Raw genomic sequence first — 21,110 nt, 5'->3', positions numbered from 1 at the left:
GGCCGTTGTTACAAGAGCGCGTTGAACAAATATCCCACGATCAATATGCCGCAGCCGACCACGCCGACAAAGACCAGCAGCAGCCGGGGCATGAGCACCCGCTTCAGGATCATCATTTCGGGCAGGGACAGGGCAATGACCGACATCATGAAGGCCAGTGCCGACCCGAGCGCGGCGCCCTTGCCGATCAGGGCGTGGATCACGGGCACGATGCCTGCGGCATTGGTGTACATGGGAATGCCCATGACCACGGCCAGAGGCACGGCCCACCATGCGCCCCTGCCCATGATGCCGGCCATGAAATCCTCGGGCACATAGCCGTGAATGGCCGCGCCGATGCCGATGCCGATCACCACGTACAGCCAGACCTTGCCCAGAATGTCGCGCACGGCCTCGTAGCCCGAGTCGATGCGTTCGGGCCACGTCATGTCCTGCCGGGCAGGCGCGCCGCCCATGGCGAGCTGATTGCGCACCCACGGCTGAAGATGCTTTTCCATGTTCATGCGACCGATGACCCAGCCAGCCACAATGGCGATGAGCAGGCCCATGCCCACATACAGGGCCGCGACCTTCCAGCCGAACAGGCCGTAGAGCAGGACAAGGGCCACCTCGTTGACCATGGGCGCGGAAATCAGAAAGGAAAAGGTCACGCCAAGGGGCACGCCCGCAGTCACGAATCCCACGAACAGAGGCACGGCCGAACACGAACAGAACGGCGTGGCCACGCCCAGCAGCGCGGCAAGGGAATTGCCCGCCAGCTCGCGCCGCCCGGCCAGAAGCTGCCGGGTGCGCTCCGGTGTGAAAAAGGAACGCAGCACGCCCACGAAAAACACGATGAGCACCAGCAGCATGAGCACCTTGGGCGTGTCATAGACGAAAAAGCGCACGGCCTCGCCCAGATGCGTGGTCGGGACCAGCCCGAACAGGTCCACAGTGACCCACGAGGCAAAGGCCGGGAGCTGGTAATAGACCACGAACCAGACCATCAGTCCGGCGGCCAGCACGTTCAGCTTCCTGCCCAGCGACGAGTCCCATGCACTCGGCTTCCTGACCTTTTTCCGCTTTTTCCCGCTCGCGCAGTCGCACGGCTCCTGAGGGGCCATCTTCAAATCCTTCATATTCCATCCTCTGCGGGCCGCACCCGCTTGTCCAGCGTTGCATCCAGACATTCGAGAAACTTGATCACGCACGGCATTTCCAGCCGATACCACGCCCAGTTGCCCTGCTTGCGCGAAGCCACCACGCCCGCATTCTTCAGCACGGACAGATGCTTGGACACTGTGGACATGTCCAGATCAACAAGGTCGCGCAGATCGCACACGCACATTTCGTCACGGCACAGGGCATCCACCATGACCATTCGCGCCGGATGCCCCAGCGCCTTGAAAACTTCGGCCCGAGCCGAATTCCGTTCCCTCGTGTTCAGGGTCTTCATGTCGCCTCCATGGCTGTCTTCGCCTCAACCGATTGGCTATTTGGCAAAATAGCAAAACAGAACCTGGCAGTCAATACCGGAATCGATAGCCGAGAATCTCGTTTTGACAAATGATGTCAGCAGGTTGGGAACGCGGTCTGGGTCCACGGCGAAAAACAGGGCATCAAAAAGCCCGCGTCCGACACGACAGCACGTGAAGGAGGCGGGCCAGTTTCAACAGCAGAGCCGATCAGGGGAAAACCGCTCTTCTACCGGGAAACCACCTGATGCAGGGCCGCGTGCGCCAGTTCGCGCAGGCCGTCATGGTCACGTACACGCTCCAGCAGATCCACGCACAGGTCCAGCGCCTCGTCCGGCGTGTCCGGTCCAAGGGAAAGCTCGCCCTGCAACACGGCAAGCCCGCCCCGGAAGCCTTCAAGCGCTTCGTCGCGGCGGCCGACCGTGTCCAGAAAAAGTCCCCGCAGGCACAGGGCGCGACTCGTCATGACCGTGTCCGGACCAAATGCCCCGGTGGCCACGCGCACGGCGCGGTCATGCGCCTGTTCCGCCCTGTCCGCGTCGCCATTGGCCAGATGCAACCGGGCGAGCAGGTACAGAAGTTCCAGAAGCACCGGGCTTTCCGGCCCGGCAAGGTCCTCCATCAGGGGCAGCGCGGCTTCAGCCAGAACACGGGCCTCGGCTTGCTGACCCAGCGCCTCCCGGGCATGGGCGAGGTTGGTCAGACAGGTGGCCAGAGCCGGATCGTCCGGGGCTCCGGCCTCCAGAACGACGCGACACCGCTCCAGACAGCGGGCAGCGGCATCGAATTCGCCAAGACGCATGCGCACCACGCCCAGCATGTTCAGCACCGGGGCCATGGCCGGATTGTTCTCGGTGAACACGGCCTCGTAGACTTGCAGACTCCGTTCCAGCGCCCCGGCCGCCTTTTCCAAAAGACCGGCGGCCAGACAGACCATGCCCAGTCCTTCGTAGTCCCCGGCAATCTCCGGGTGCATTTCGCCCTTGACCGCCACGTCCACGTTCAGGGCGGCCTCCACGAACGGCACGGCCTCCTCGTTGCGATCCTGCATGTGCAGGGCATACCCGGTCTGGTGCAGGACGCGATTGGCCGCAGCCGTGTTCACCCCGAGTTCACGCACCAGATCGGCGCAGGCTCGCACGTGCGGCAGCAGAAAATCCACGCGATCCCAGATTTCCTGATCCACGTCCGGCAGGACCAGATTCAGGGCATACATGGCTCTGGAAGCCCAATCCCGAGCCTGTTCCGGGGTCATGCTCTCGCGCAATGCCCGCCGGACATGCCCGGGCACGCTCAGGGTGTCAGTGGCCAGATCCTGTTCCATGAATCCGCTGTTCAGGACCGGGTCCAGCGTGGCGGCCACGGCAAAGATCGCAGCCGCAGGATTGAGCAGTGCGGGGTTGTGCGAGGCTCCGTCCAGTGTCAGGGCGAAATCCAGAGGCAGCGGTTCGGGCGCAAGCATCACGGCCATGCACAGCACTTCCACGGACAACGGGCTGTCGGCCTCGATGGCGCGCACAGCCTGAACAATGGCCTCGGGAGACAGGAAATCGGCAGTATCGGTCACACGGTTCTCCAATGGTTTCAGGAATACCGTCCCGTATCCGGTTTGCGGACCAAGCGCAAGGCGGGACAGGCCGGAGCGCCCGTGCGCAGCCGCTCGTCAGGCCCGATTTCCCGGCCAGCCAGAGGGGCTGCCGCGAAAGGCCTCCGGCAAAATATCGGACACCCAATGAAAAGGATGGACTCCGGAGCCAATCATGCTATACGTTCGAATAACGTTTGTTAACCAAGTTATCATTCTCGACTGGAATCGAAATCGACCCGATCCGATCGGCAACTGCGGTTCGGACTTCTGAAAACATCGACACTTGTTCATACGAAATCTGATGCTGCGAAACGTCTTTTCCTGCGCGCCTGTACGCGAGCATATGTATTGTGCATGCGACCCGCACCGCTTTTGTTCCACCAACCGAAAGCCGGGGCCGGGAAAGGCGACGGGCCGTGCGCGAAATCTACTTGTAGTCGAAGAGATGCAGCAGCCGGAAATGACCGGTTGTCCGGGGATGCCGCCGTCCGAGCACGTCGCGCAAGCCCACGTTCTGGCCCATGTCCCACACCGTGACCAGCAGCGGAACCCCGGCGGGATTGCACGTTTCCGCGACCACGCCGACGCGATCGGTGCCGCGCGTCGGCCCAAGGCCGGAGTCCAGTGTCACGATGTCTCCGGGCTCGAACCCGAGAGGATCAAGCCCGGCATCCACGGGCAGGGACAGGGCATGCTGCTTCAGCCAGATGCGCAGCGCCTCGGGATTGCGGTGCATGGCGGCCATGTCCCCGGTGCGCACTCCGGCATATCGATCCGGAAAACGCAGGTAGTCCTCATGCACAAGGGCCTGAAGGTCCAGTCCGGCATGCCGCACGGCCCGGACCACCACATCCGCGGAATTGGCGAAATCCGGCTGTATGTCCCCGCCCGGATACGCCAGATGCGGAAGCATCCAGCCCGGGCGCACGCCTGCGGCAGGCGAACAAAGCTGGACTTCGCTTCCGGCCTGCATGGCCGCGCCAAGGGCTCCATTCTCATTCAGGGCAAGATACTCGGCTTCGGACGCGTATGCATCGAGCCGAGCCCCTTTGGGCAGCAGCCTGCGAAGCCGGGCAAGAGGGCTGGCCAAGACCTCGACCCCACGCGCGCACCGCGTCCCGGACAGCCGGGCCGGGCCCCCGGGCGCATTGCCACGCGTTCCGGTCACGAGTCCGGCATACTCCGCATAGGTTATCCGGCCCGAAGACAGAAGATCGCGCCATTCCGCGGGAATCCGATCCAGCACGAATCCGCCCCGCTCGTCCGGCCGGGCAAAATAACGTGCCGGACGCACCAATCCCCCGCAGTCGCGCACCGAAATCTCCGCTTCCGCAACCTCGCCGCACATCAGCAGCATTGTCCGTTCCTTCAGCAGCAGAACCAGATGCCGCTCCGACACCAGATCCCGGCGAACCCAGCCCTGAAGGTTGGTGACGGACGCCACCCTGAGCCATGCGCCGCGGGATTCCAGCAGGATCACGGAGGCGTTGCGTTCCAGCGTCGCCACCTTGCCCGCATTCCTGCCCGGAGCCGCACGCAGGTTGGCGGCTTCGACAACGACATGCATTTCCGTGCCGAATCCGAACTCGCCAGCCGAGGCCGGCTCAATCACGCACAAGCCCCAGACCACGAGGCCAAGGACAAGCATGAACGGAAACAGGCTGAAGCGGTTGGACATATCCAGTGTCCTTATCCGCGTTTTGCAGCCGGGCGCAACCCCCGCGCCCGGCTTTTCCATTCCTGCCCGAGCCCGGAAGCCCGGGCCGTCCAGCCCATACAGAGCCGGGAGCCGACTGTCGGCGATCGGCAAACCGTAATCCCCCAGAGTCAGGAGACGCGATCATGAAGAACCTCAAACTATCGGTGAAACTGCTCGGCGGATTTCTCGTATCCGCCCTGATAGCCCTGTTCATAGGGCTGGTGGCGCTCACGGCCGTAGACACGCTCTCGGACGACCTCGGCAACGTGGGCGAGGAAAAACTGCCTGCGGTCAAGCATCTCGGCGTGATCAAGGCCGAATTGCGCCTGCTCAACCAGAGCCTGCGCACGCTCATGAGTCCGGACCTGGACGAAGCCACCCGCGAACGACAGTACCATGCCATTGATCAGGCCCGGCAGCATTATGCCGACTCGGTCGCCGCGTATCGGCTGCTTCCCAGAACCGAAGAGGAAAACCGGCTCTTCGACGCCTTTCAGGCGACCGTGAAGGCGGGCATCACGGCCAATGACCGGGCCGTGGCCCTTTCCCGGGAAATCGAAAGCGCCGGCATTCTGAATCCCTACAGGATGATGAGCAACCTCGCCGCGTTCGAACGCGACCACTATGCTCTGGAAGCTCAGACGCTGGACCTCGTGGATACGGGTATGGAATTCAGTGGCGGCACCAACGCCAAGACGTGTCCCTTCGGGAAATGGCTGCAAACGTTCACGACCTCGAACCCCGTGCTCAGAGCCGAACTGCAATCCATCGTCTTCCCACATGAACGGTTCCATCAGGCCGTGCGCAACATCAAGGAAGCCATGGAGCTGGGGCAGGACGAAATGGCCCACGCCCTGATTCGCGAGGAATTGCAGCCCGCCACCGAAAACATTTTCTCGAAATTCAAGGAACTTCATGAACATGCCGCAAAATCGCAGGCCCTGTTCACGGAAATGATCTCCCTGCTCATGGGCGATTCCGCGACGCGGACTTCCGAGGCCCTGAAAAGCATCGACGCCCTGATTCAGGCCAATGACGTTCTGGTCCGCCAGACACTGGACAAGGCCGAGGCCAATGCGGGCACCGCATCGATCGCGACCATCAGCGGCGTGATCATCGGCGTGTTCCTCGCGCTGGGGCTGGGATTCCTGCTCACGCGGGCCATCACCCGCCCGATCTTCAAGGCCGTCAGCTTTGCCCAGTCCATGTCCGAAGGCGATTTTTCCCGGGAACTGGAAATCCGCCAGAAGGATGAAATCGGGATTCTGGCCGATTCCCTGAACGACATGGTCCTGCGCCTGCGGCAGGTCGTGGCCGAAGTGCAGAGCGCCACGGACAATGTTTCCGCAGGCAGCGAGGAACTCTCCTCCGCTTCCCAGGCGGTGTCGCAGGGAGCCACGGAACAGGCGGCCAGCATCGAGGAAGTCTCCGCCAGCATGGAGCAGATGGCCTCCAACATCAATCAGAACGCCGAGAACGCGCAGCAGACCGAAAAGCTTGCCGCCTCTGCGGCCGAAGACGCGCGCAATGGCGGAGACGCCGTGGCCCAGACCGTCGATGCCATGAAGAACATTGCGGAAAAGATTTCCATCATCGAGGAGATCGCGCGCCAGACCAACCTGCTCGCCCTGAACGCGGCCATCGAGGCGGCGCGTGCCGGAGAGCACGGCAAGGGATTCGCTGTGGTGGCGGCCGAAGTGCGCAAGCTGGCCGAACGCTCGGGCACGGCTGCGGCCGAAATCAGCGACATGTCCGTGAGCAGCGTGCAGGTGGCGGACAAGGCCGGTCAGATGCTGGCCCGACTCGTGCCGGACATCACCCGCACTGCGGAACTGGTTCAGGACATCACGGCTGCGAGCGCGGAACAGAATGCGGGCGCGGAACAGATCAACAAGGCCATTCAGGATCTGGACACCATCATTCAGCAGAATGCCTCGGCCTCCGAGGAAATGGCCTCCACGTCCGAGGAACTCTCGGCCCAGTCCGAAACCCTGCAACAGACTCTGGGCTTCTTCCATACGGGCAACGGGGACCAGAGCCGCGCACTCCCCGAGTCCTCCCCGCGTCCATCCAAGTCCCGCGTGGTTTCCCGGCCCCGGCAGCAGGCGCTGGCCCAACCCAAAAAGGTCACGCCCACGCCCCCGCCTTCCAGCGACGGAATCAACATCGATCTGGAAGACGAGGAGTTCGAACGCTTCTAATCCGTTATAAAAGTGCGATCATATATGGGCCGCCCTCTTGTGGAGGGCGGCTTTTTTCTGTAACCATCCTGTATCTCTTCATAAAAGTGCGGATCATCCCGAGGCCGACCAATCGCATAATAATGGCCTGCCCGAGACTCGGCGAATAGAGTGTGTCCTAATCATAACTGCGAGGTCTGGAGGGAAGCATGAAAAACATCAAACTGTCCATCAAACTGCTGGGCGGCTTTCTGGCCACTGCGCTCATCGCGCTTGTCATCGGGCTGACCGGACTCATGTCCGTGAACACCCTGTCCGACAATTGCGCGCTGATCAGCGAGGAAAAAATGCCGGCGATCCAGCACCTCGGCACCATGGAGACCCAGTTGCGTGCTCTGAATCAGGGCATGCGGACCCTGATGAGTTCGTATCTGGACGAAACAGGACGCGAACGCCAGTACGACAACATAGCCCGGGCCAGAGAACGCTACGTGACAGCGCTTTCCGCCTACAAGGCCCTGCCCAAGTCCGATTCGGAAAATGCGCTTCTCGGCAAGTTCGAAACGGCAATCGCCAAGGGTGCACAGGCAAACAACCACGCCATGACCCTTTCCAAGGACATCCAAAGGGCCGGCATCCTGAACCCCGACGCCTTCATGGGCACGCTCCAGCAGTTCCGGGGCGATCACTACAAGCTGGAAGCCAACGTAGGCGAACTGCTTCTTGCGGAAAAATGGTTCGACGGCGGCACGGATCCCACCCAGTGCGCATTCGGCAGGTGGCTGGCCACATTCAAGACCGACAATCCCAAGCTGCTCGCCTCGCTGGAGGCCGTACGCATTCCCCACGACGAATTTCACGCAGCTGTCAAAACCCTCAAGGAACGTTTTCAGGCCGGGAACCAAGAACAGGCAGCCGAGGTCTTTGTCGAGCGCATGGTTCCGGCAGCGGAAAAGGTATTCAACCATTTCCGCGATATGCGCGGGGTAGCCGAGAACTCGCAAGCCATGTTCCGCGACATGATCGGACAGCTTCTTGGCGATGCCCGCGAATCCACCAACGAATCCATTGCCGTTCTGGCCCAGCTTGCCGACGAAAGCGGTCAGGGCGCGGCCCGGACCCTTGCCGAGTCCGAGGCCGACGCGACCCGGGCTTCGGCCGTGACCATAGGCGGCATCATCATCGGTGTGCTGCTGGCCGTGACACTGGGCATCATTCTGACTCGCGCCATCACCCGGCCCATCTTCAAGGGCGTGGCCTTTGCCGAGGCCATGGCGGGCGGCGACTTCTCCCATGAACTGGACGTGGACCAGAAGGACGAGATCGGCATGCTGGCCAGAGCCCTGAACGAAATGGTGGTGCGGCTCAGAGGCGTGGTAAGCGAAGTGCAGGGGGCCACGGAAAACGTGGCTGCAGGCAGCGAACAGCTCTCCTCCTCGTCCCAGGCCCTGTCGCAGGGCGCGACCGAACAGGCGGCCAGCATCGAGGAAGTCTCCTCCAGCATGGAGGAAATGGCGTCCAACATCAATCAGAATGCGGACAATGCCAAGGAAACCGAGGAATTGGCCGCTTCTGCCGCCAATGAAGCCAAGGAAGGCGGCAAGGCCGTGCTTCAGGCCGTGGATGCCATGAAGAACATTGCGGAAAAGATTTCCATCATCGAGGAAATCGCCCGCCAGACCAACCTGCTGGCCCTGAACGCGGCCATCGAGGCGGCACGGGCCGGAGAGCACGGCAAGGGCTTTGCCGTGGTGGCAGCGGAAGTGCGCAAGCTCGCGGAACGTTCGGGACAGGCTGCCGCGGAAATCAGCGAACTCTCGGTTTCCAGCGTGGACATAGCGGACAAGGCCGGACAGATGCTGGAAAAACTCGTTCCGGACATCCAGCGCACTGCGGAACTGGTGCAGGAAATCACCGCCGCCAGCAACGAGCAGAATTCCGGAGCCGAACAGATCAACAAGGCCATTCAGGAGCTGGATTCCGTCATCCAGCAGAATGCCTCGGCCTCCGAGGAAATGGCCTCCACATCCGAGGAACTCGCAGGCCAGTCCGAGATGCTCCAGCGGACCATGAGCTTCTTCAACATCAACGGACACGGCATGCCCGGCCGAGGGCGAAGCGCTTCCAGCCCCAAGGTCGTGGCATCCCGGACCTCGGCCCCCAAGCGGGCCGCACTGCCCCATTCCGCACCCAAATCCGACCGGGGCGCCAACATCGACATGACCTCGGACGACGACTTCGAACGGTTCTAGAAGATCAGGACGACAAAAAGAGCGCCGCACCCGGAACCGGGCGCGGCGCTCTTTTGCTGCAAATTCTGCGGAATCAGGAATGCCGTCGCGGACGGAGCGGGGATTTTTCAATCAGATCAAGCAGCACGATGGCCCACGAAAGATCACGCTTGTTCTCCGGGGTCATCACGTCCAGAATCCACTCCTTGAGCGGGGCAATGGAATCCCTGAGCCGATCGGGCCCGAAATCTGCGATCCGATAGGCAGCCTCGAGCGCTTCCAGACTGAGGTGATCATATTCCTCGTCATTGCCGCAGACATGATACGCCACCACCTCCCGGGCCTTGAGCAGTCCGAAGACCACGCTTTCCAGCTCGGTATAATCGCGCCCCCATATCTCCGACCCCACCAGTTCCGGCCTGTCTGCCGGAGCCGGGCGGGCGCGGGTCACGCGGGCCTTGTATTCGTCAAGCGCCACAACAGTTCCCATGCGAACTCCTTTTTTCATCGATCCGCTCGTCTCTTCGGCAGACTCCGGAAAAAACCTTACCCATGCCCGCCATTTTTTCCGGCACGCATTCGGCAACAGGCCGCGTTGCGTCCCGAAACGCAGTCTGGAAAAAGTCATGGTTTTTTCTGGAAAAGGCCGTTTCAGGCCGAAATGGCGGGAAAAAGCAGAAGCCTAGAAAAAGGCGTGCATGATCTGATCGATCTGTTCGCGATACTGCTCCACGGCGTCGCGCAGGAAGGGAACCGGTTCCAGACCGAGCATTTCCCATGCCCCGTCGTCCAGCCCGGGCATGACATACATGCCGCCCTGAGGAATTTCCACGGCATTGGCCAGATTGTCGGCCACATGGATGACTGCGGGTTCCAGAGGATTGGGATATTCCATGGGATTGTGGTGGAAGTTGATCATGTCGGACAACCCCTCCGGGAATTTCCATTCCCGCAGCAGGGGCGCGCTCACGTCGGTGTGGCAGAAATCCATGACCGACCGCTCGGCCTCGACCAGAGGAATGGAATTCTCTCGCGCGAACAGCATGGCTTCGGTCGAGGCATAGGGCAGTTTCTTGAACAGGATGAGCCGCCCCACGTCGTGCAGCAGTCCGGCGATGAAGAACCGCTCCGGGCTGAGTCCGGTCTGGGTGGCGGAGATGATCTTGGCAAAGATGCCGCAGATGATGGAATGCCGCCAGAAGGAATGCATGTCCACGAGTTCCGGCGGGATGTCCTTGAAATAGTTGATGGCGGAAATGCCCAGAGCCAGGGTGGACAGTTCCCTGCCGCCCACGAGGGCCACGGCCCGTGGCAGGGAATCCACGGCCTGCGGAAAGCCGTAGAACGGACTGTTGACCAGCTTGAGCAGCTTGGCGGACAGGCCCACGTCCGTTCCCACCACCTTGGCCACGCGGTCGGCCGAGGCCCTGGGGTCGGCCAGCACCTCGCGGATGCGGAAATAGATGTCCGGAAAGCTGGAGAGCGCGGATTCGTGCTGCACGATGTTTTCCGGCGAGCCCATGCCGCGCAGGAACAGGTCTTCCAGATGCTCCACGCTGGCGGCGCGGCGGGTGGACACGTCCGGCAGTTCCCAGCCCCCGGCCACGGCTTCGGCGGTCAGGTCCAGCGAAATGGCGAACATTTCCATGACCGCATCGTGATCCGGGTTCACATACAGAAAGAAGTCGCGGACATAGTCCTCGATGGCGCGACGGGCATGCTCCGACAGTTCCCCGAGATCGGGCCTGACGTCGACAGCGGACACGCTCATGCGCCGCAGCAGGCCGATATGACGCTCCTCAAGCCGGGTTCCGGCGGTGAACAGCAGCCTCCCGTCCCCGCTCTTCAGGTCGGTTGCGAGCACCATTCCCGCATTCAGGTCGTCCAGATTGGTCATTGTCACGGTGCCATCCTCCGATAGCCTCGCCCTTTCCGGGCCGAATCCGCCCTTGTCCGCTCCGCCCTATTCTTCCTTCCTGTACGCGATGGAACCGGGAAGATACACGGGTTGAAACGCGCTGCTGATCTTGTGCAGGGTCTCGGAATGCCCGAGCATGAGGTATCCTCCGGGCAGAAGATTGTCGTAAAACGCCTTGGCAACCCGCTTTTTCATGGCCTCGTCAAAGTAGATGATCACGTTTCTGCAGAACACGATATGTGATCGCGGAACCCGTTTCAAGGCCAGCGGGTCGTTCAGGTTCATGGTCTGAAAGGAAATGAGGCGCCCCAGTTCGGGCCGGATCTTCCAGCCCTCCTCATGCGGGGTGAAATACCTGTCGCGCGCCTGATCCGGCGTGGTCTTGAACGCGTACTCCCTGTACACGCCTCTTCTGGCGCGTTCGATGACCTGCGGAGAAAGGTCCACGGCCGTGATGCGAATCCGCCACCGGGCAATTTCCGGGCCGAGCATCTCGTGAAGCAGGATGGACAGGGTGTAGGGCTCCTCGCCCGAGGAACACCCGGCGGACCAGATGTGCAGGTCCAGCTTGCCCTCGCTGCGCCGCTTCTCCAGCGTCTCCCTGAGCACGTTGTCCCGAAATGCGTCGAGCTGTCTGGTATCCCTGTAGAAACTGGTTTCGTTGGTGGTCACCAATTCGAAGAGCACGTTCATTTCCGAATTTCTGCGGATGTCATGCTTCAGGAACTTGATGTAGTCGGAAAAGCTGCTCAGACCGAGTTCGGCAAGACGCTTGGAAAAACGGCTTTCAAACAGATACTTGCGCTTGGCATCGACGAAGATGCCGCACTTGTCGTAGATGAAGTCGCGGAGCTGCGTGAACTCGTCGTCCGAGATGCGAACGCTGTTTCGCAAGGTGATGGCGCTGGAAAACAGGGACCCCATGATCGTTCCTTGGTCGACTCCGAAATCAGTATGCGCCCGGCCCATCGGGCGATCTCCGTACCCACCCGGCAAGCACATCGCAGATGTGATGAAATGACAATTATTTCCTGACGCCGGAGCACTGCGTCCATGCCCGGAATCATCGGGCCGCAGACGCGGTGCAACAGGCTGTGAAAAGCCTATCCCAAGCCCCGGCAACAAGCAAGAATGATTCTTAGTTTTGGCTGGATGGATACTGTCGCGCCCGTTCCCTGCCCGTGATGGCCCGGATGGCTCCGGCAGCCAGAGACGCCATTTCCTCATCCCCGGTCACGACCTCCACCGGGCCGAGATGACGCAGCAGACGCGTCAATTCGCGCACCATCCGTTTGCTCCGGGCCAGACCGCCCGTCAGGATCACGGCGGCCACGTCGATCCGCCCGTCCCGGTCCACAAGGGCCGGAGCCAGCGAGGCCGCGTACCGGGCAATGAAATAGGCCATGGCTTCGAAGAACAACGCGGCTCCGGATTCGCCCCGGTCAAGCATGGCTTCGAACTCCCGGAAATCATTGGTGCCCATGTGCGCGACCATGCCGCCTCCGCGCAGCACGGTCCGGCGCAGGGATTCCACGGTGTGTTCCCCGCGCTCCAGCAGATCAAGCACGGACAGCAGGGGCAGACTGCCCGTGCGCTCCGGGGTGAACGGCCCTTCCCCGTCCAGAGCATTGACCACGTCCACCACCCTGCCCCGACGATGCGCGCCGATGGATACGCCGCCGCCCATGTGGATGACCAGAAAATCCGCATTGCCGTAGGTGCGCCCCAGCCTGCGGGCCACGGTCCGCGCCGCGCCGCGCTGGTTCAGGGCATGGAACAGACTGCGCCGCCGCACCGAAGGCAGGCCCGTGAGCCGCGCCCGGTCCTCGATTTCGTCCGTGACCACCGGGTCCACGATGAATGCGGGCACGTTCCACTCCCGGGCCAGTTCATCGGCCAGCACTGCCCCGAGGTTGCAGGCGTGTTCGCCGTACCGGGCGGCAAGCATGTCGTTGATCATTTCGTCGGACACTTCGTAAACGCCGCCTACCAGAGGCCGCAGCAGTCCGCCGCGCCCGGCGACCGCATCCATGTCCGCCGGATTCACGCCCTCTTCCGCTAGCACCCGTCGTATCCGGACCATGCGGAATTCCCGCTGCCCGGCCACGGACCCGAATCCGGCCAGTTCCTCGCGGGAGTGGGCAAGTTCGCGCTGAAACACCAGCGTCGTGTCCCGGTACAGGGCAAGCTTGGTTGACGTTGACCCGGGGTTGATCACGAAAACGCGCCGCGCCATGGCTCAACTCCTCTGGGCCAGCAGGCTGGCCAGGGCTATGGACAGGAACTTGCTCGCGTCGGAATCGCCCCGGGACGGGACCACCACGGGCACACGGCTGCCCACCACCACGGCGGCCATGGGACAGCGGTTGAACGTGGAAAGCCCCTTGTACAGGATGTTTCCGGCCTCGATGTTCGGAGCAATGAGAATGTCCGCACACCCGGCGACCGGCCCGGCAACGCCCTTGCAGGCCGCGCTGGCCGGAGACACGGCCAGATCAAGGGACAGGGGACCGTGCACCACGGCATCCCCGAACTCGCCCTTGGCCGACATCTTGGTCAGGATGTCCGCATCCAGCGTGGCGGGCATGGCCGGATAGTTGACCTTTTCCGTTGCCGCCAGCACTGCGACGCGGGGCCGGACGAATCCGAGCCTGCGCGCCACATCCAGCGTGTTGCGCAGAATTTCGATCTTGCGCTGAAGATTCGGACTGATGTTCACGCCCGGATCGGCCATGAGCATGAGCCGCCCGTCCAGCGGGGATTCGAACACGGAACAATGGCTCAGGATGCCCGAAACGCGCGGCACCCCGGTTTCCTTGTTGAGCACGGCCTTGAGCAGGGTCGCGGTGCTGACCAGCCCCTTCATGATCAGATGCACCTCGCCCTCCCGAAACAGACGCACGGCCTCGGCCACGGCAGCGCCGTCCTCGGGCATGTGAATCCGGCGGAAACCGGCGATGTCCAGCCCCTCGCGCTCGGCAAGGGCTTCGGTGGCCGGGATGTCGCCCACGAGCACGGGTTCGGCAATGCCGCGCTCATGCGCCTCCACGCCTGCCTTGAGCACGAAGCCCTCGGCAGACCGGGCAATGGCCACCCGGGGCATGAAATGCCCGGCCAGGGCCGCGTCCACCAGCCCTTCCAGACTGGTGACCGGTTCATGGACGACCATGGTCATTCGTCCCCGCGCTTGAGCGCGATCATGCCGGAACGACACATGGAGCGGATGCCGTAGGGCACGAGCATCTTGATCAGACCGTCCACTTTTTCCCGGTCCCCGGCCATTTCCACGGTCACGGTCTCCTGCCCCATGCCGACCACATTGGCCCGGAACACCTCGAAAATCTGCATGAGCTGCCCGGTGCGCTCGGTCTCCATGGTCACCTTGACCATGACCAGCTCGCGATCCACGAAATCCTTGCGGGACAGATCGTCCACCTGAATGATGGCCTCCATGTCCTGCACATGACGCGTGATCTCGCGGACGGCGTCCTCATCGCCCTCCACGCAGATCACGATGCGCGAAATCTCGGGATTCTCGGTCTCCCCGGCGGCAAGGGAAAGGATGTTCACGTCGCTTCTGCCGAATCCGGCGGCCATTTCGGCCACCACGCCCGGGCGATTCCGGGCCAGTGCGGATATGGTGCGCTGCATGGCGGCTCCTCGTGACAAGGGTTGGAGAGAGTCGTCACAACCCTACGCCATGCGCGCCCTTCTGAAAAGCCCGGGAGCCCATCCGGCAGACAGAAAAGCGACGCGCCCGCAGCCTCTTGCGAAAAGAGGTTGCGGGCGCGTCGATTCCCGGACCGCGCTTGCGGCCCGACAGGGGCACACTGCTATCTGGAGCCCTTCCACTCCTCAAGCTTCACGGCCTGATCCGCGAGCATGATGGGGATTTCGTCCCTGACCGGGTATACCAGCCCGCACGCCTCGCACTTGAGGCCGTCCTCGGCCGGGAGCAGTTCCAGATCGCCCTTGCACACCGGGCAGGCCAGAATCGCGACAAGTTCCTTGTCCAGAGTCATGCCATTCTCCTTGACAGCGTCCGCAGGCGCGAACGCTCAATCCTTGTTGTTCCGGTCCCGACGCATGATCATCCACTGCCGGGCATACAGGACCACGGCCAGCCCGAAGACCGCCATGCCGAAAAATCCGCCGAACCGCACCTGACCGTTGTCCTCCACGAACACGACCAGTGCCGCGGAAATCAGGAAGAGCGCGATGGACGCAACCAGCATGAACACGGTGCCGGCCATGCCGATCGTGCGCCCGATGTCCCGGGCAGTCTCGTCCAGATCGATCCTGCGGTCGGACCGCTTCCGGTGGCGAAGCACCATGTGGATGGACGTGGCGTACCACGGGATCAGAAATCCCAGAGACAGGAACGTCCACATGCCGAAAAGGAGCAGGCCGCACAGAATCACGCCAAAGGACACGCCATAGAACAGTTTCAGGAACTTGCGCACCTGCGCTTCGCCCTCGCCGGACATTTCGTAGCCCGAGGCGAACATGCCCCAGGGATAGAACAGCAGCCTGCCGTCCTCGTCCCTGATGAAGCTGGCGTCAACAAACCCGTCGAGAAATTGCATCCGGCGCTCCTTTCGAGCCTAGCTAGCATGGGGTTGCGAATTCGTCGAGTCTCCCCTTTGCCCCGGGGCCGGGAACCTGCTATCGTGAAGCCAAGACCTGGATATCACTCCACGTCCCAGAGCAAACAAGGATACTGTCATGAGCATTGATCTGCATACCCATTCCACGGTTTCGGACGGCACGCTCACCCCCACGGAGCTCGTGCGCGAGGCGGCTGCCGCCGGACTTTCAGCCATGGCCCTGACCGACCACGATACGGTCAAGGGCGTGCCCGAAGCGCTGGAGGCCGGAAAACGGTTCGGCATCGAGGTCATCCCGGGCTGCGAACTCAGCGTGACCTCGCCCAAGGGCGCAGGCTGGCTGCACATCGTGGGCCTGTGGATTCCGGAAAATCCGGAAAAGCTCGAAGCAGCGTTCGAGTGGGTCATCGAGGGCCGGGCCAACCGCAACCATGAAATCGCGGACAGGCTCCGCCACCTTGGAGTGAACATCCGCTACGAAGACGTGGTGGCGCGAGCCACCGGCACCGTGGGCCGACCGCACTTCGCCCAGGAGCTCATGCACCTGGGCGTTGTTTCGTCCATCAACGAGGCATTCCACGAATGGCTGGGCGAAAACGGCAAGGCGTACGTGCCCAAGCGCAAGCTTTCGCCGGAGCAGGCCATTTCCGTATTGCTGGAAGAGGGAGCCACCCCGATTCTGGCCCACCCGTTCATCCTCGGGCTGCAGGGCGATCAGATGGAAACCGCAGTGCGCGAACTGGTGGATCTCGGGCTGGAGGGGATCGAGGTGCATTACACCGAACACGACAGCGCGGACACGGACCGGTTCATGGCTCTGGCCGAAAAATTCAACCTGCTGGTCAGCGGCGGGTCCGACTTTCACGGCACGGTCAAGCCGGACATCAAACTGGGCGTGGGCCGTGGCGACCTGAACGTTCCGGACGAACTGCTGGAACGCATGAAGGCCCACCGCCGGGCAAAGGGACTGCCCGTCTGACCCGGCATTTCCAATAGACTAGCCAAAACCGACGGTTGTGGGTATACGGCGTAGAAGTCCATTGAAAGAAATCCCTGAAGCAGACCGCTCGGGGACGACAAAGGCACGGGAAGGAAAAAGCTCAGGCCCGACGCGCACATGCAATGCGCACGCGACTGCGCTTTTCAAGCCGATGCGACAGAGGCCTTTCGGGGCAGCCTGGAGAGACCGACAACAGGTTCAAGCCAAAACGTGAGGAGACGCACCATGCTTGTGAAGAACTGGATGACCGGAAACGTCATCACCCTGACCCAGGACCGCTCCATGATGAAGGCGGCCAAGGCCATGAAGGACAACGACATCAGCCGCGTCCCCATCGTGGACGAGGACGGCCGGGTCATCGGCATCGTGTCGGACCGCGACATCAAGGACGCCTCGCCGTCCAAGGCCACCACGCTGGACATGCATGAGCTGTACTACCTGCTGTCCGAAATCAAGATCAAGAACATCATGACCAAGAAGCCCATGACCATCCGCGAGGACGAAACCGTGGAAAAGGCCGCGGTCATGATGCTGGAGAACAATTTCGGCGGCCTGCCCGTGGTGGACGAAAACGACCGGCTCTGCGGCATCATCACGGACAACGACATTTTCAAGGTGCTGGTGGACATCACGGGCGTGTATCACGGCGGCGTGCAGGTCTGCATGCAGATTTCCACGGCTGCGGGCAGCCTGTCCCCGGTTCTGGACACCCTGCGCGAACACGGAGCGCGCATCATGAACATCATGACCCGCAACGTGGATGAAGCCACGGAGATGAAGGACGTGTACATCCGCATCCGCGACATGGACAAGCCCGAGCTCAAGCGCCTCAAGGAAGCCATGGCCGCCAGATTCCAGGTCCAGTACTGGGTCGCGGACTCGGTCCACCCCGTGGTCTAGCGCTCTCGCGAAAAAAGGACTTCAAGGCCGGGCAATCCCGGCCTTTTTTCGTGTCCGCTTCCGCATGGAAAATCTTTTTCGAGATATTCTTCAGAAAAAGTCTGGATTTTTCAGTCCCTGATCACCCGTTTTCCAGACAATCTCCACGCCGGAAAATCCGTACCCCGGGAACGGTACCCGAACGGAATTTCCTTCCTTCCATTCCCGGCCAGAGAATGTTCACAAGAAAGTGAACGCAACGCGCAAGGAAAAGGCAGGCCCGACGCGTATTCCAATGCGCGAGGGTCCGACTTTTTCCGCAGCAACGCCGCGATCACCCCATTCCCCAAACTGAAATTGTCCAGAAGGGGGTGAGCGCAAGGCGCAAGGAAGGAACAGGATCGACGCGTATTCCAATACGCGAGGGTCCGACTTTTCCGCAGCAACGCCGCGATCGCCCCATTCCCCAAACTGAAACTGTTCAGAAGGGGGTGAGCGCAAGGCGCAAGGAAAAGGCAGGCCCGACGCGTATTCCAATGCGCGAGGGTCCGACTTTTCCGCAGCAACGCCGCGATCAACCCATGCACAAAATCCAGGCGCCGCCCACCATGACAAGCGAACCGACCAGACGCTGCCGGATGGACTCGCCGAACGCCTTGCGGGCGAGGAACAGGGTCACGACCACGCTGAGCATGGAGGCGGGTTCGGCGATGGAAACGTCGATGGTGGTCATGGCCACGAGCAGAAAAAGATAGGAATAGCCGTTGATGGCCCCGGCACCGAGCGCGGTCCACGGGGTGCGGCGCATGATCCTGCCGATGTCCCGGATGCGGCCGCGAAAGGCCAAGGCAATGAACACGTACAGGGCGACCACGGCATAGAGCACGAAGCAGTAGGCAATGGGCGGGGTGTTGAGCGCGCCCTGCGACACGGTGAACTTGTCTGCGACCCTGCCGCAGGCAATGAGCAGGGAGGCCACGACCATGTATCGGCAGGCCCGGTCCGAGCCCACGGCCCTGAGCGAGGCCAGAAAGCTGCCCTGCGGATTGAGCAGGGACGCGCCGTACACGAGCAGGCCCAGCCCCACGAGCTTGAACGGGGTCAGGGGCTCGCCGAGAAAGAGGAAGGCGATGATGGCCAGGAACAGGACATTGGCGTTGTACAGCGGGCTGACAAGGGAGGCTTCGCCTATGGACAGGGAATGCACGTAGCAGACAAAGGCCGCGGCATAGAATGCGCCTGCGCCGAAGCTGACCAGGGTATGCTTCCATACGGCAAGCGGCAGGGACCACGGCACGAACGGCAGCAGCAGCACTGCACCAAGCCCGAAGAACAGAAACGTGGCCGCAAACGGATCGCTGTCCGATCCCATGCGCTTGACGAATATGCGTTCCAGACCGAGAAGAATGATGCGGGCGGCAATGGCCAGCCACGGGAGTGCGGCCCCGCCCAGATGCGAAAGTTCCACCCGCAAGGCTCTACGCCTTTACGAACACGATGGCAATGGATTACAGACAATAGCAGGGGAGCCCGGTTCCTGCCGGACCGCTCGCAACCCCGACCAATTTTCCGAAGGAGACGCATATGAAAATTTCCCTTGGCGCCAAGCCCCTTGCCCTGCCCGCACCCGTGTGGGCAGTGAGCACCTACGACCCGGACGGCAAACCCAATTCCATGATCGCAGCCTGGGGCGGGCTCTGCAGTTCCCAGCCTCCGTGCCTCACGGTCTCGGTGCGCCCTTCCCGCCACACCTACCGGGGACTGACCCAGCGCAAGGCGTTCACCGTGGGCGTGGTGTCCGAGGCGTTCGCGGCTCAGGGCGACTATCTGGGCATGATTTCCGGCAAGAAGACCGACAAGTTTGCGGACACGGGCCTGACTCCGGTACGCAGCGACGTGGTGGACGCGCCGTACATCGAGGAATTTCCCCTTTCCCTTGAATGCCGCCTGATCCATTCCTATGAACTCGGCGTGCACATCATGGTCGTGGGCGAGATTCTGGACGTGAAGGCGGACGAGGACAAGCTGATCGACGGCAAGTTCCCGGACATCGAGAAAATGCGGCCCCTGATCTTTTCCCCGGGCTCCCGCGCCTACCACACCGTGGGCGACCATGTGGGACAGGGCTTCGACATGGGCAGAAAATACGTGAAGTAGACCATGGCCATTCCCGTCAGACTGCCCTGCCGTTTGATCGCGACCTGCCTCGTGGCCGTGCTGGCCGCCTGTGCGATCCGCTCTCCGTACGCCCCGATCCGGGACGTGCGGGAGCTGGATCAGGACGCGGGCGCGTACCATCACATGCCCCCGGATCAGCCCGTTCTTGCGCCGCAGGACCAGGCCCGGGCATGGAAGGCGTTTCTGGCCGAACACTTCGGCCCATGGGACCGGCCCTTGGCAACACGCACGGCGGACGAGGTCTTCTGGGGATTCAAGCGGTTCCGCAACACCCGGATTTTCGGGGAAAACACCCTGCCCCGGGACGCAGCGTGGCTGGATCGCATGAAGCGACTCTCCCGCACTGCGGAATATCCCTCCCTGATCCGCCCCGTGATTGCCACGGCCGAGACCAGCATGCGGGTCTTTCCGTCCGCTGATCCGGTCTTTCTGGACTTTTCCCGGGCCGGGGAAGGCTTTCCCTTCGACTACGGCCAGAACTCCCTTGTGCAGGCCGGCACTCCGCTGCTGGCAACGCACCAGAGCGTTGACCGGGCATGGATCATGGTGGAATCGCGATTCGCATTCGGCTGGGTCCGGGCACAGGACATCGCACTTGCAAACAGGGAATTCCGCAAGACCTTCCGGGCTGGCCATTTCGCGGCCATCACCCGGGACAACGTGTCCCTGATCGACGCGGACGGCGGGTTCCGATTCAAGGCCGGGATCGGCACGATCCTGCCCCTCATGGAACACCGCTCCCGGCAGACCGGGCAGTGTCTCGCCGTCATGATCCCGGTGCGCGACGCCAACGGCACGGCCCGGACACGCACGGCCCTGCTGCCGCCGGACAAGGCGGAACCGGCCCCGATTCCGGCCACTCCGCGCAACTTTGCCCGACTGGCAAACGAAATGCTGGGCCAGCCATACGGCTGGGGCGGATTGTACGGCAAGCGGGACTGCTCGGCCACGACCATGGACCTGCTCGCCGGGTTCGGCCTGTTCCTGCCGCGCAACTCCACGCAGCAGGCCGGAGAAGGCGATTTCACGTCGCTCAGGGGACTGACGGCACAGGAAAAAAAGGATGTCATCCTGAAACAGGGCATCCCGTTCCGCACGCTGATCCGCAAACCCGGCCACATCATGCTCTACATCGGCCATGCGGACCGGAACGGCCGCCCCGAACCAATCGTGCTGCACGCCACCTGGGGCCTGAAGACCGGAAGCGGCCCCGAATACGGACGCAAGATCATCGGTGACACCGTGATCACCACGCTGGAGCCGGGCCGGGAACTGCCGGAACTCACGCGGCCGGGCGGCCTGCTCATCGAGAGCGTGACCGGCATGACCATCCTGCCCGGGACCGGGTCGGAATTCTGACGTTCACGCCGTCCCTT

19 protein-coding genes are annotated in these 21,110 nt (G+C 62.3%); 6 read left to right on the top strand and 13 right to left on the bottom strand.

All coding sequences use genetic code 11. From position 1 onward, the window contains the following. Positions 1 to 8 precede the first annotated feature (8 nt). The 4 genes from MPN23_RS13860 to MPN23_RS13845 form a co-directional block, all read right to left on the bottom strand. Positions 9 to 1,118, bottom strand: coding sequence for a permease (locus MPN23_RS13860; protein WP_424450056.1), 1,110 nt, complete (start codon positions 1,116 to 1,118; stop codon positions 9 to 11). Then, positions 1,115 to 1,435, bottom strand: a complete 321-nt coding sequence (locus tag MPN23_RS13855) for an ArsR/SmtB family transcription factor (RefSeq protein WP_243544776.1) — start codon at positions 1,433 to 1,435, stop codon at positions 1,115 to 1,117. Before MPN23_RS13855 ends, MPN23_RS13860 begins: the two co-directional genes overlap by 4 nt. 248 nt (positions 1,436 to 1,683) lie before the next feature. Further along, the gene (locus MPN23_RS13850; RefSeq protein ID WP_243544775.1) at positions 1,684 to 3,021 is read right to left on the bottom strand and encodes a tetratricopeptide repeat protein; all 1,338 of its coding nucleotides are present in this window, start codon (positions 3,019 to 3,021) and stop codon (positions 1,684 to 1,686) included. A gap of 448 nt (positions 3,022 to 3,469) precedes the next feature. Continuing rightward, complete coding sequence (locus MPN23_RS13845; protein WP_243544774.1) at positions 3,470 to 4,720, bottom strand: DUF1287 domain-containing protein; 1,251 nt, start codon at positions 4,718 to 4,720, stop codon at positions 3,470 to 3,472. A gap of 164 nt (positions 4,721 to 4,884) precedes the next feature. On the opposite strand from MPN23_RS13845, the gene MPN23_RS13840 reads away from it, so the two are divergent. After that, positions 4,885 to 6,942, top strand: a complete 2,058-nt coding sequence (locus tag MPN23_RS13840) for a methyl-accepting chemotaxis protein (protein WP_243544773.1) — start codon at positions 4,885 to 4,887, stop codon at positions 6,940 to 6,942. 188 nt (positions 6,943 to 7,130) lie between these two features. Next, positions 7,131 to 9,173, top strand: coding sequence for a methyl-accepting chemotaxis protein (locus MPN23_RS13835; protein ID WP_243544772.1), 2,043 nt, complete (start codon positions 7,131 to 7,133; stop codon positions 9,171 to 9,173). A 73-nt stretch (positions 9,174 to 9,246) separates the two neighbouring features. On the opposite strand, the gene MPN23_RS13830 is transcribed toward MPN23_RS13835, so the two are convergent. From MPN23_RS13830 to MPN23_RS13795, 8 genes are all read right to left on the bottom strand, one after another. Further along, complete coding sequence (locus MPN23_RS13830; RefSeq protein ID WP_243544771.1) at positions 9,247 to 9,642, bottom strand: hypothetical protein; 396 nt, start codon at positions 9,640 to 9,642, stop codon at positions 9,247 to 9,249. Between the two features lie 192 nt (positions 9,643 to 9,834). Continuing rightward, the gene (locus tag MPN23_RS13825) at positions 9,835 to 11,049 is read right to left on the bottom strand and encodes an HDOD domain-containing protein (RefSeq protein ID WP_243547400.1); all 1,215 of its coding nucleotides are present in this window, start codon (positions 11,047 to 11,049) and stop codon (positions 9,835 to 9,837) included. 66 nt (positions 11,050 to 11,115) lie between these two features. After that, positions 11,116 to 11,994: a CheR family methyltransferase gene (locus MPN23_RS13820; RefSeq protein ID WP_243544770.1), complete on the bottom strand. Its 879-nt coding sequence runs from the start codon at positions 11,992 to 11,994 to the stop codon at positions 11,116 to 11,118. Between the two features lie 214 nt (positions 11,995 to 12,208). Continuing rightward, a complete protein-coding gene (gene buk / locus MPN23_RS13815) occupies positions 12,209 to 13,306 on the bottom strand; it encodes a butyrate kinase (protein ID WP_243544769.1) in 1,098 nt (365 codons plus the stop codon). A 3-nt stretch (positions 13,307 to 13,309) separates the two neighbouring features. Next, positions 13,310 to 14,239 (bottom strand): phosphate acyltransferase, encoded by a 930-nt coding sequence (locus MPN23_RS13810; RefSeq protein ID WP_243547399.1) that lies wholly within the window; start codon positions 14,237 to 14,239, stop codon positions 13,310 to 13,312. 2 nt (positions 14,240 to 14,241) lie between these two features. Continuing rightward, positions 14,242 to 14,721 carry an acetolactate synthase small subunit gene (gene ilvN / locus MPN23_RS13805; RefSeq protein WP_243544768.1) on the bottom strand — a complete coding sequence of 160 codons (480 nt, stop codon included), beginning with the start codon at positions 14,719 to 14,721 and terminating at the stop codon, positions 14,242 to 14,244. A gap of 182 nt (positions 14,722 to 14,903) precedes the next feature. Then, positions 14,904 to 15,092, bottom strand: coding sequence for a Trm112 family protein (locus MPN23_RS13800; RefSeq protein WP_243544767.1), 189 nt, complete (start codon positions 15,090 to 15,092; stop codon positions 14,904 to 14,906). Between the two features lie 36 nt (positions 15,093 to 15,128). Next, positions 15,129 to 15,656: a hypothetical protein gene (locus tag MPN23_RS13795; protein WP_243544766.1), complete on the bottom strand. Its 528-nt coding sequence runs from the start codon at positions 15,654 to 15,656 to the stop codon at positions 15,129 to 15,131. Positions 15,657 to 15,795: 139 nt separating this feature from the next. On the opposite strand from MPN23_RS13795, the gene MPN23_RS13790 reads away from it, so the two are divergent. Continuing rightward, positions 15,796 to 16,656, top strand: coding sequence for a PHP domain-containing protein (locus MPN23_RS13790; RefSeq protein WP_243544765.1), 861 nt, complete (start codon positions 15,796 to 15,798; stop codon positions 16,654 to 16,656). Between the two features lie 246 nt (positions 16,657 to 16,902). Beyond that, entirely contained in the window at positions 16,903 to 17,577 is a 675-nt protein-coding gene (locus tag MPN23_RS13785) for a CBS domain-containing protein (protein WP_243544764.1), read from the top strand. Positions 17,578 to 18,130: 553 nt separating this feature from the next. Here the strand turns inward: MPN23_RS13785 and MPN23_RS13780 are convergent. Further along, positions 18,131 to 19,024, bottom strand: a complete 894-nt coding sequence (locus MPN23_RS13780; RefSeq protein WP_243547398.1) for a DMT family transporter — start codon at positions 19,022 to 19,024, stop codon at positions 18,131 to 18,133. A 116-nt stretch (positions 19,025 to 19,140) separates the two neighbouring features. Here MPN23_RS13780 and MPN23_RS13775 point away from each other — a divergent pair, with 116 nt between their 5' ends. Next, positions 19,141 to 19,713 carry a flavin reductase family protein gene (locus MPN23_RS13775; RefSeq protein WP_243544763.1) on the top strand — a complete coding sequence of 191 codons (573 nt, stop codon included), beginning with the start codon at positions 19,141 to 19,143 and terminating at the stop codon, positions 19,711 to 19,713. Positions 19,714 to 19,716: 3 nt separating this feature from the next. Beyond that, positions 19,717 to 21,093, top strand: coding sequence for an SH3 domain-containing protein (locus MPN23_RS13770; RefSeq protein WP_243544762.1), 1,377 nt, complete (start codon positions 19,717 to 19,719; stop codon positions 21,091 to 21,093). Positions 21,094 to 21,110 lie beyond the last annotated feature (17 nt).

The sequence above is a fragment of the Pseudodesulfovibrio tunisiensis genome (assembly GCF_022809775.1).
GTDB lineage: Bacteria > Desulfobacterota > Desulfovibrionia > Desulfovibrionales > Desulfovibrionaceae > Pseudodesulfovibrio > Pseudodesulfovibrio tunisiensis.
This window is presented reverse-complemented; position numbering and strand designations above follow the sequence as displayed.

Bases quoted from the DNA above. Each gene is read 5' to 3' on its own strand.
- MPN23_RS13860 (WP_424450056.1), bottom strand. From the start codon at position 1,118: ATGAAGGATTTGAAGATGGCCCCTCAGGAGCCGTGCGACTGCGCGAGC.
- MPN23_RS13855 (WP_243544776.1), bottom strand. From the start codon at position 1,435: ATGAAGACCCTGAACACGAGGGAACGGAATTCGGCTCGGGCCGAAGTT.
- MPN23_RS13845 (WP_243544774.1), bottom strand. From the start codon at position 4,720: ATGTCCAACCGCTTCAGCCTGTTTCCGTTCATGCTTGTCCTTGGCCTC.
- MPN23_RS13840 (WP_243544773.1), top strand. From the start codon at position 4,885: ATGAAGAACCTCAAACTATCGGTGAAACTGCTCGGCGGATTTCTCGTA.
- MPN23_RS13835 (WP_243544772.1), top strand. From the start codon at position 7,131: ATGAAAAACATCAAACTGTCCATCAAACTGCTGGGCGGCTTTCTGGCC.
- MPN23_RS13830 (WP_243544771.1), bottom strand. From the start codon at position 9,642: ATGGGAACTGTTGTGGCGCTTGACGAATACAAGGCCCGCGTGACCCGC.
- MPN23_RS13825 (WP_243547400.1), bottom strand. From the start codon at position 11,049: ATGACCAATCTGGACGACCTGAATGCGGGAATGGTGCTCGCAACCGAC.
- MPN23_RS13820 (WP_243544770.1), bottom strand. From the start codon at position 11,994: ATGGGGTCCCTGTTTTCCAGCGCCATCACCTTGCGAAACAGCGTTCGC.
- buk (WP_243544769.1), bottom strand. From the start codon at position 13,306: ATGGCGCGGCGCGTTTTCGTGATCAACCCCGGGTCAACGTCAACCAAG.
- MPN23_RS13810 (WP_243547399.1), bottom strand. From the start codon at position 14,239: ATGGTCGTCCATGAACCGGTCACCAGTCTGGAAGGGCTGGTGGACGCG.
- ilvN (WP_243544768.1), bottom strand. From the start codon at position 14,721: ATGCAGCGCACCATATCCGCACTGGCCCGGAATCGCCCGGGCGTGGTG.
- MPN23_RS13800 (WP_243544767.1), bottom strand. From the start codon at position 15,092: ATGACTCTGGACAAGGAACTTGTCGCGATTCTGGCCTGCCCGGTGTGC.
- MPN23_RS13795 (WP_243544766.1), bottom strand. From the start codon at position 15,656: ATGCAATTTCTCGACGGGTTTGTTGACGCCAGCTTCATCAGGGACGAG.
- MPN23_RS13790 (WP_243544765.1), top strand. From the start codon at position 15,796: ATGAGCATTGATCTGCATACCCATTCCACGGTTTCGGACGGCACGCTC.
- MPN23_RS13785 (WP_243544764.1), top strand. From the start codon at position 16,903: ATGCTTGTGAAGAACTGGATGACCGGAAACGTCATCACCCTGACCCAG.
- MPN23_RS13775 (WP_243544763.1), top strand. From the start codon at position 19,141: ATGAAAATTTCCCTTGGCGCCAAGCCCCTTGCCCTGCCCGCACCCGTG.
- MPN23_RS13770 (WP_243544762.1), top strand. From the start codon at position 19,717: ATGGCCATTCCCGTCAGACTGCCCTGCCGTTTGATCGCGACCTGCCTC.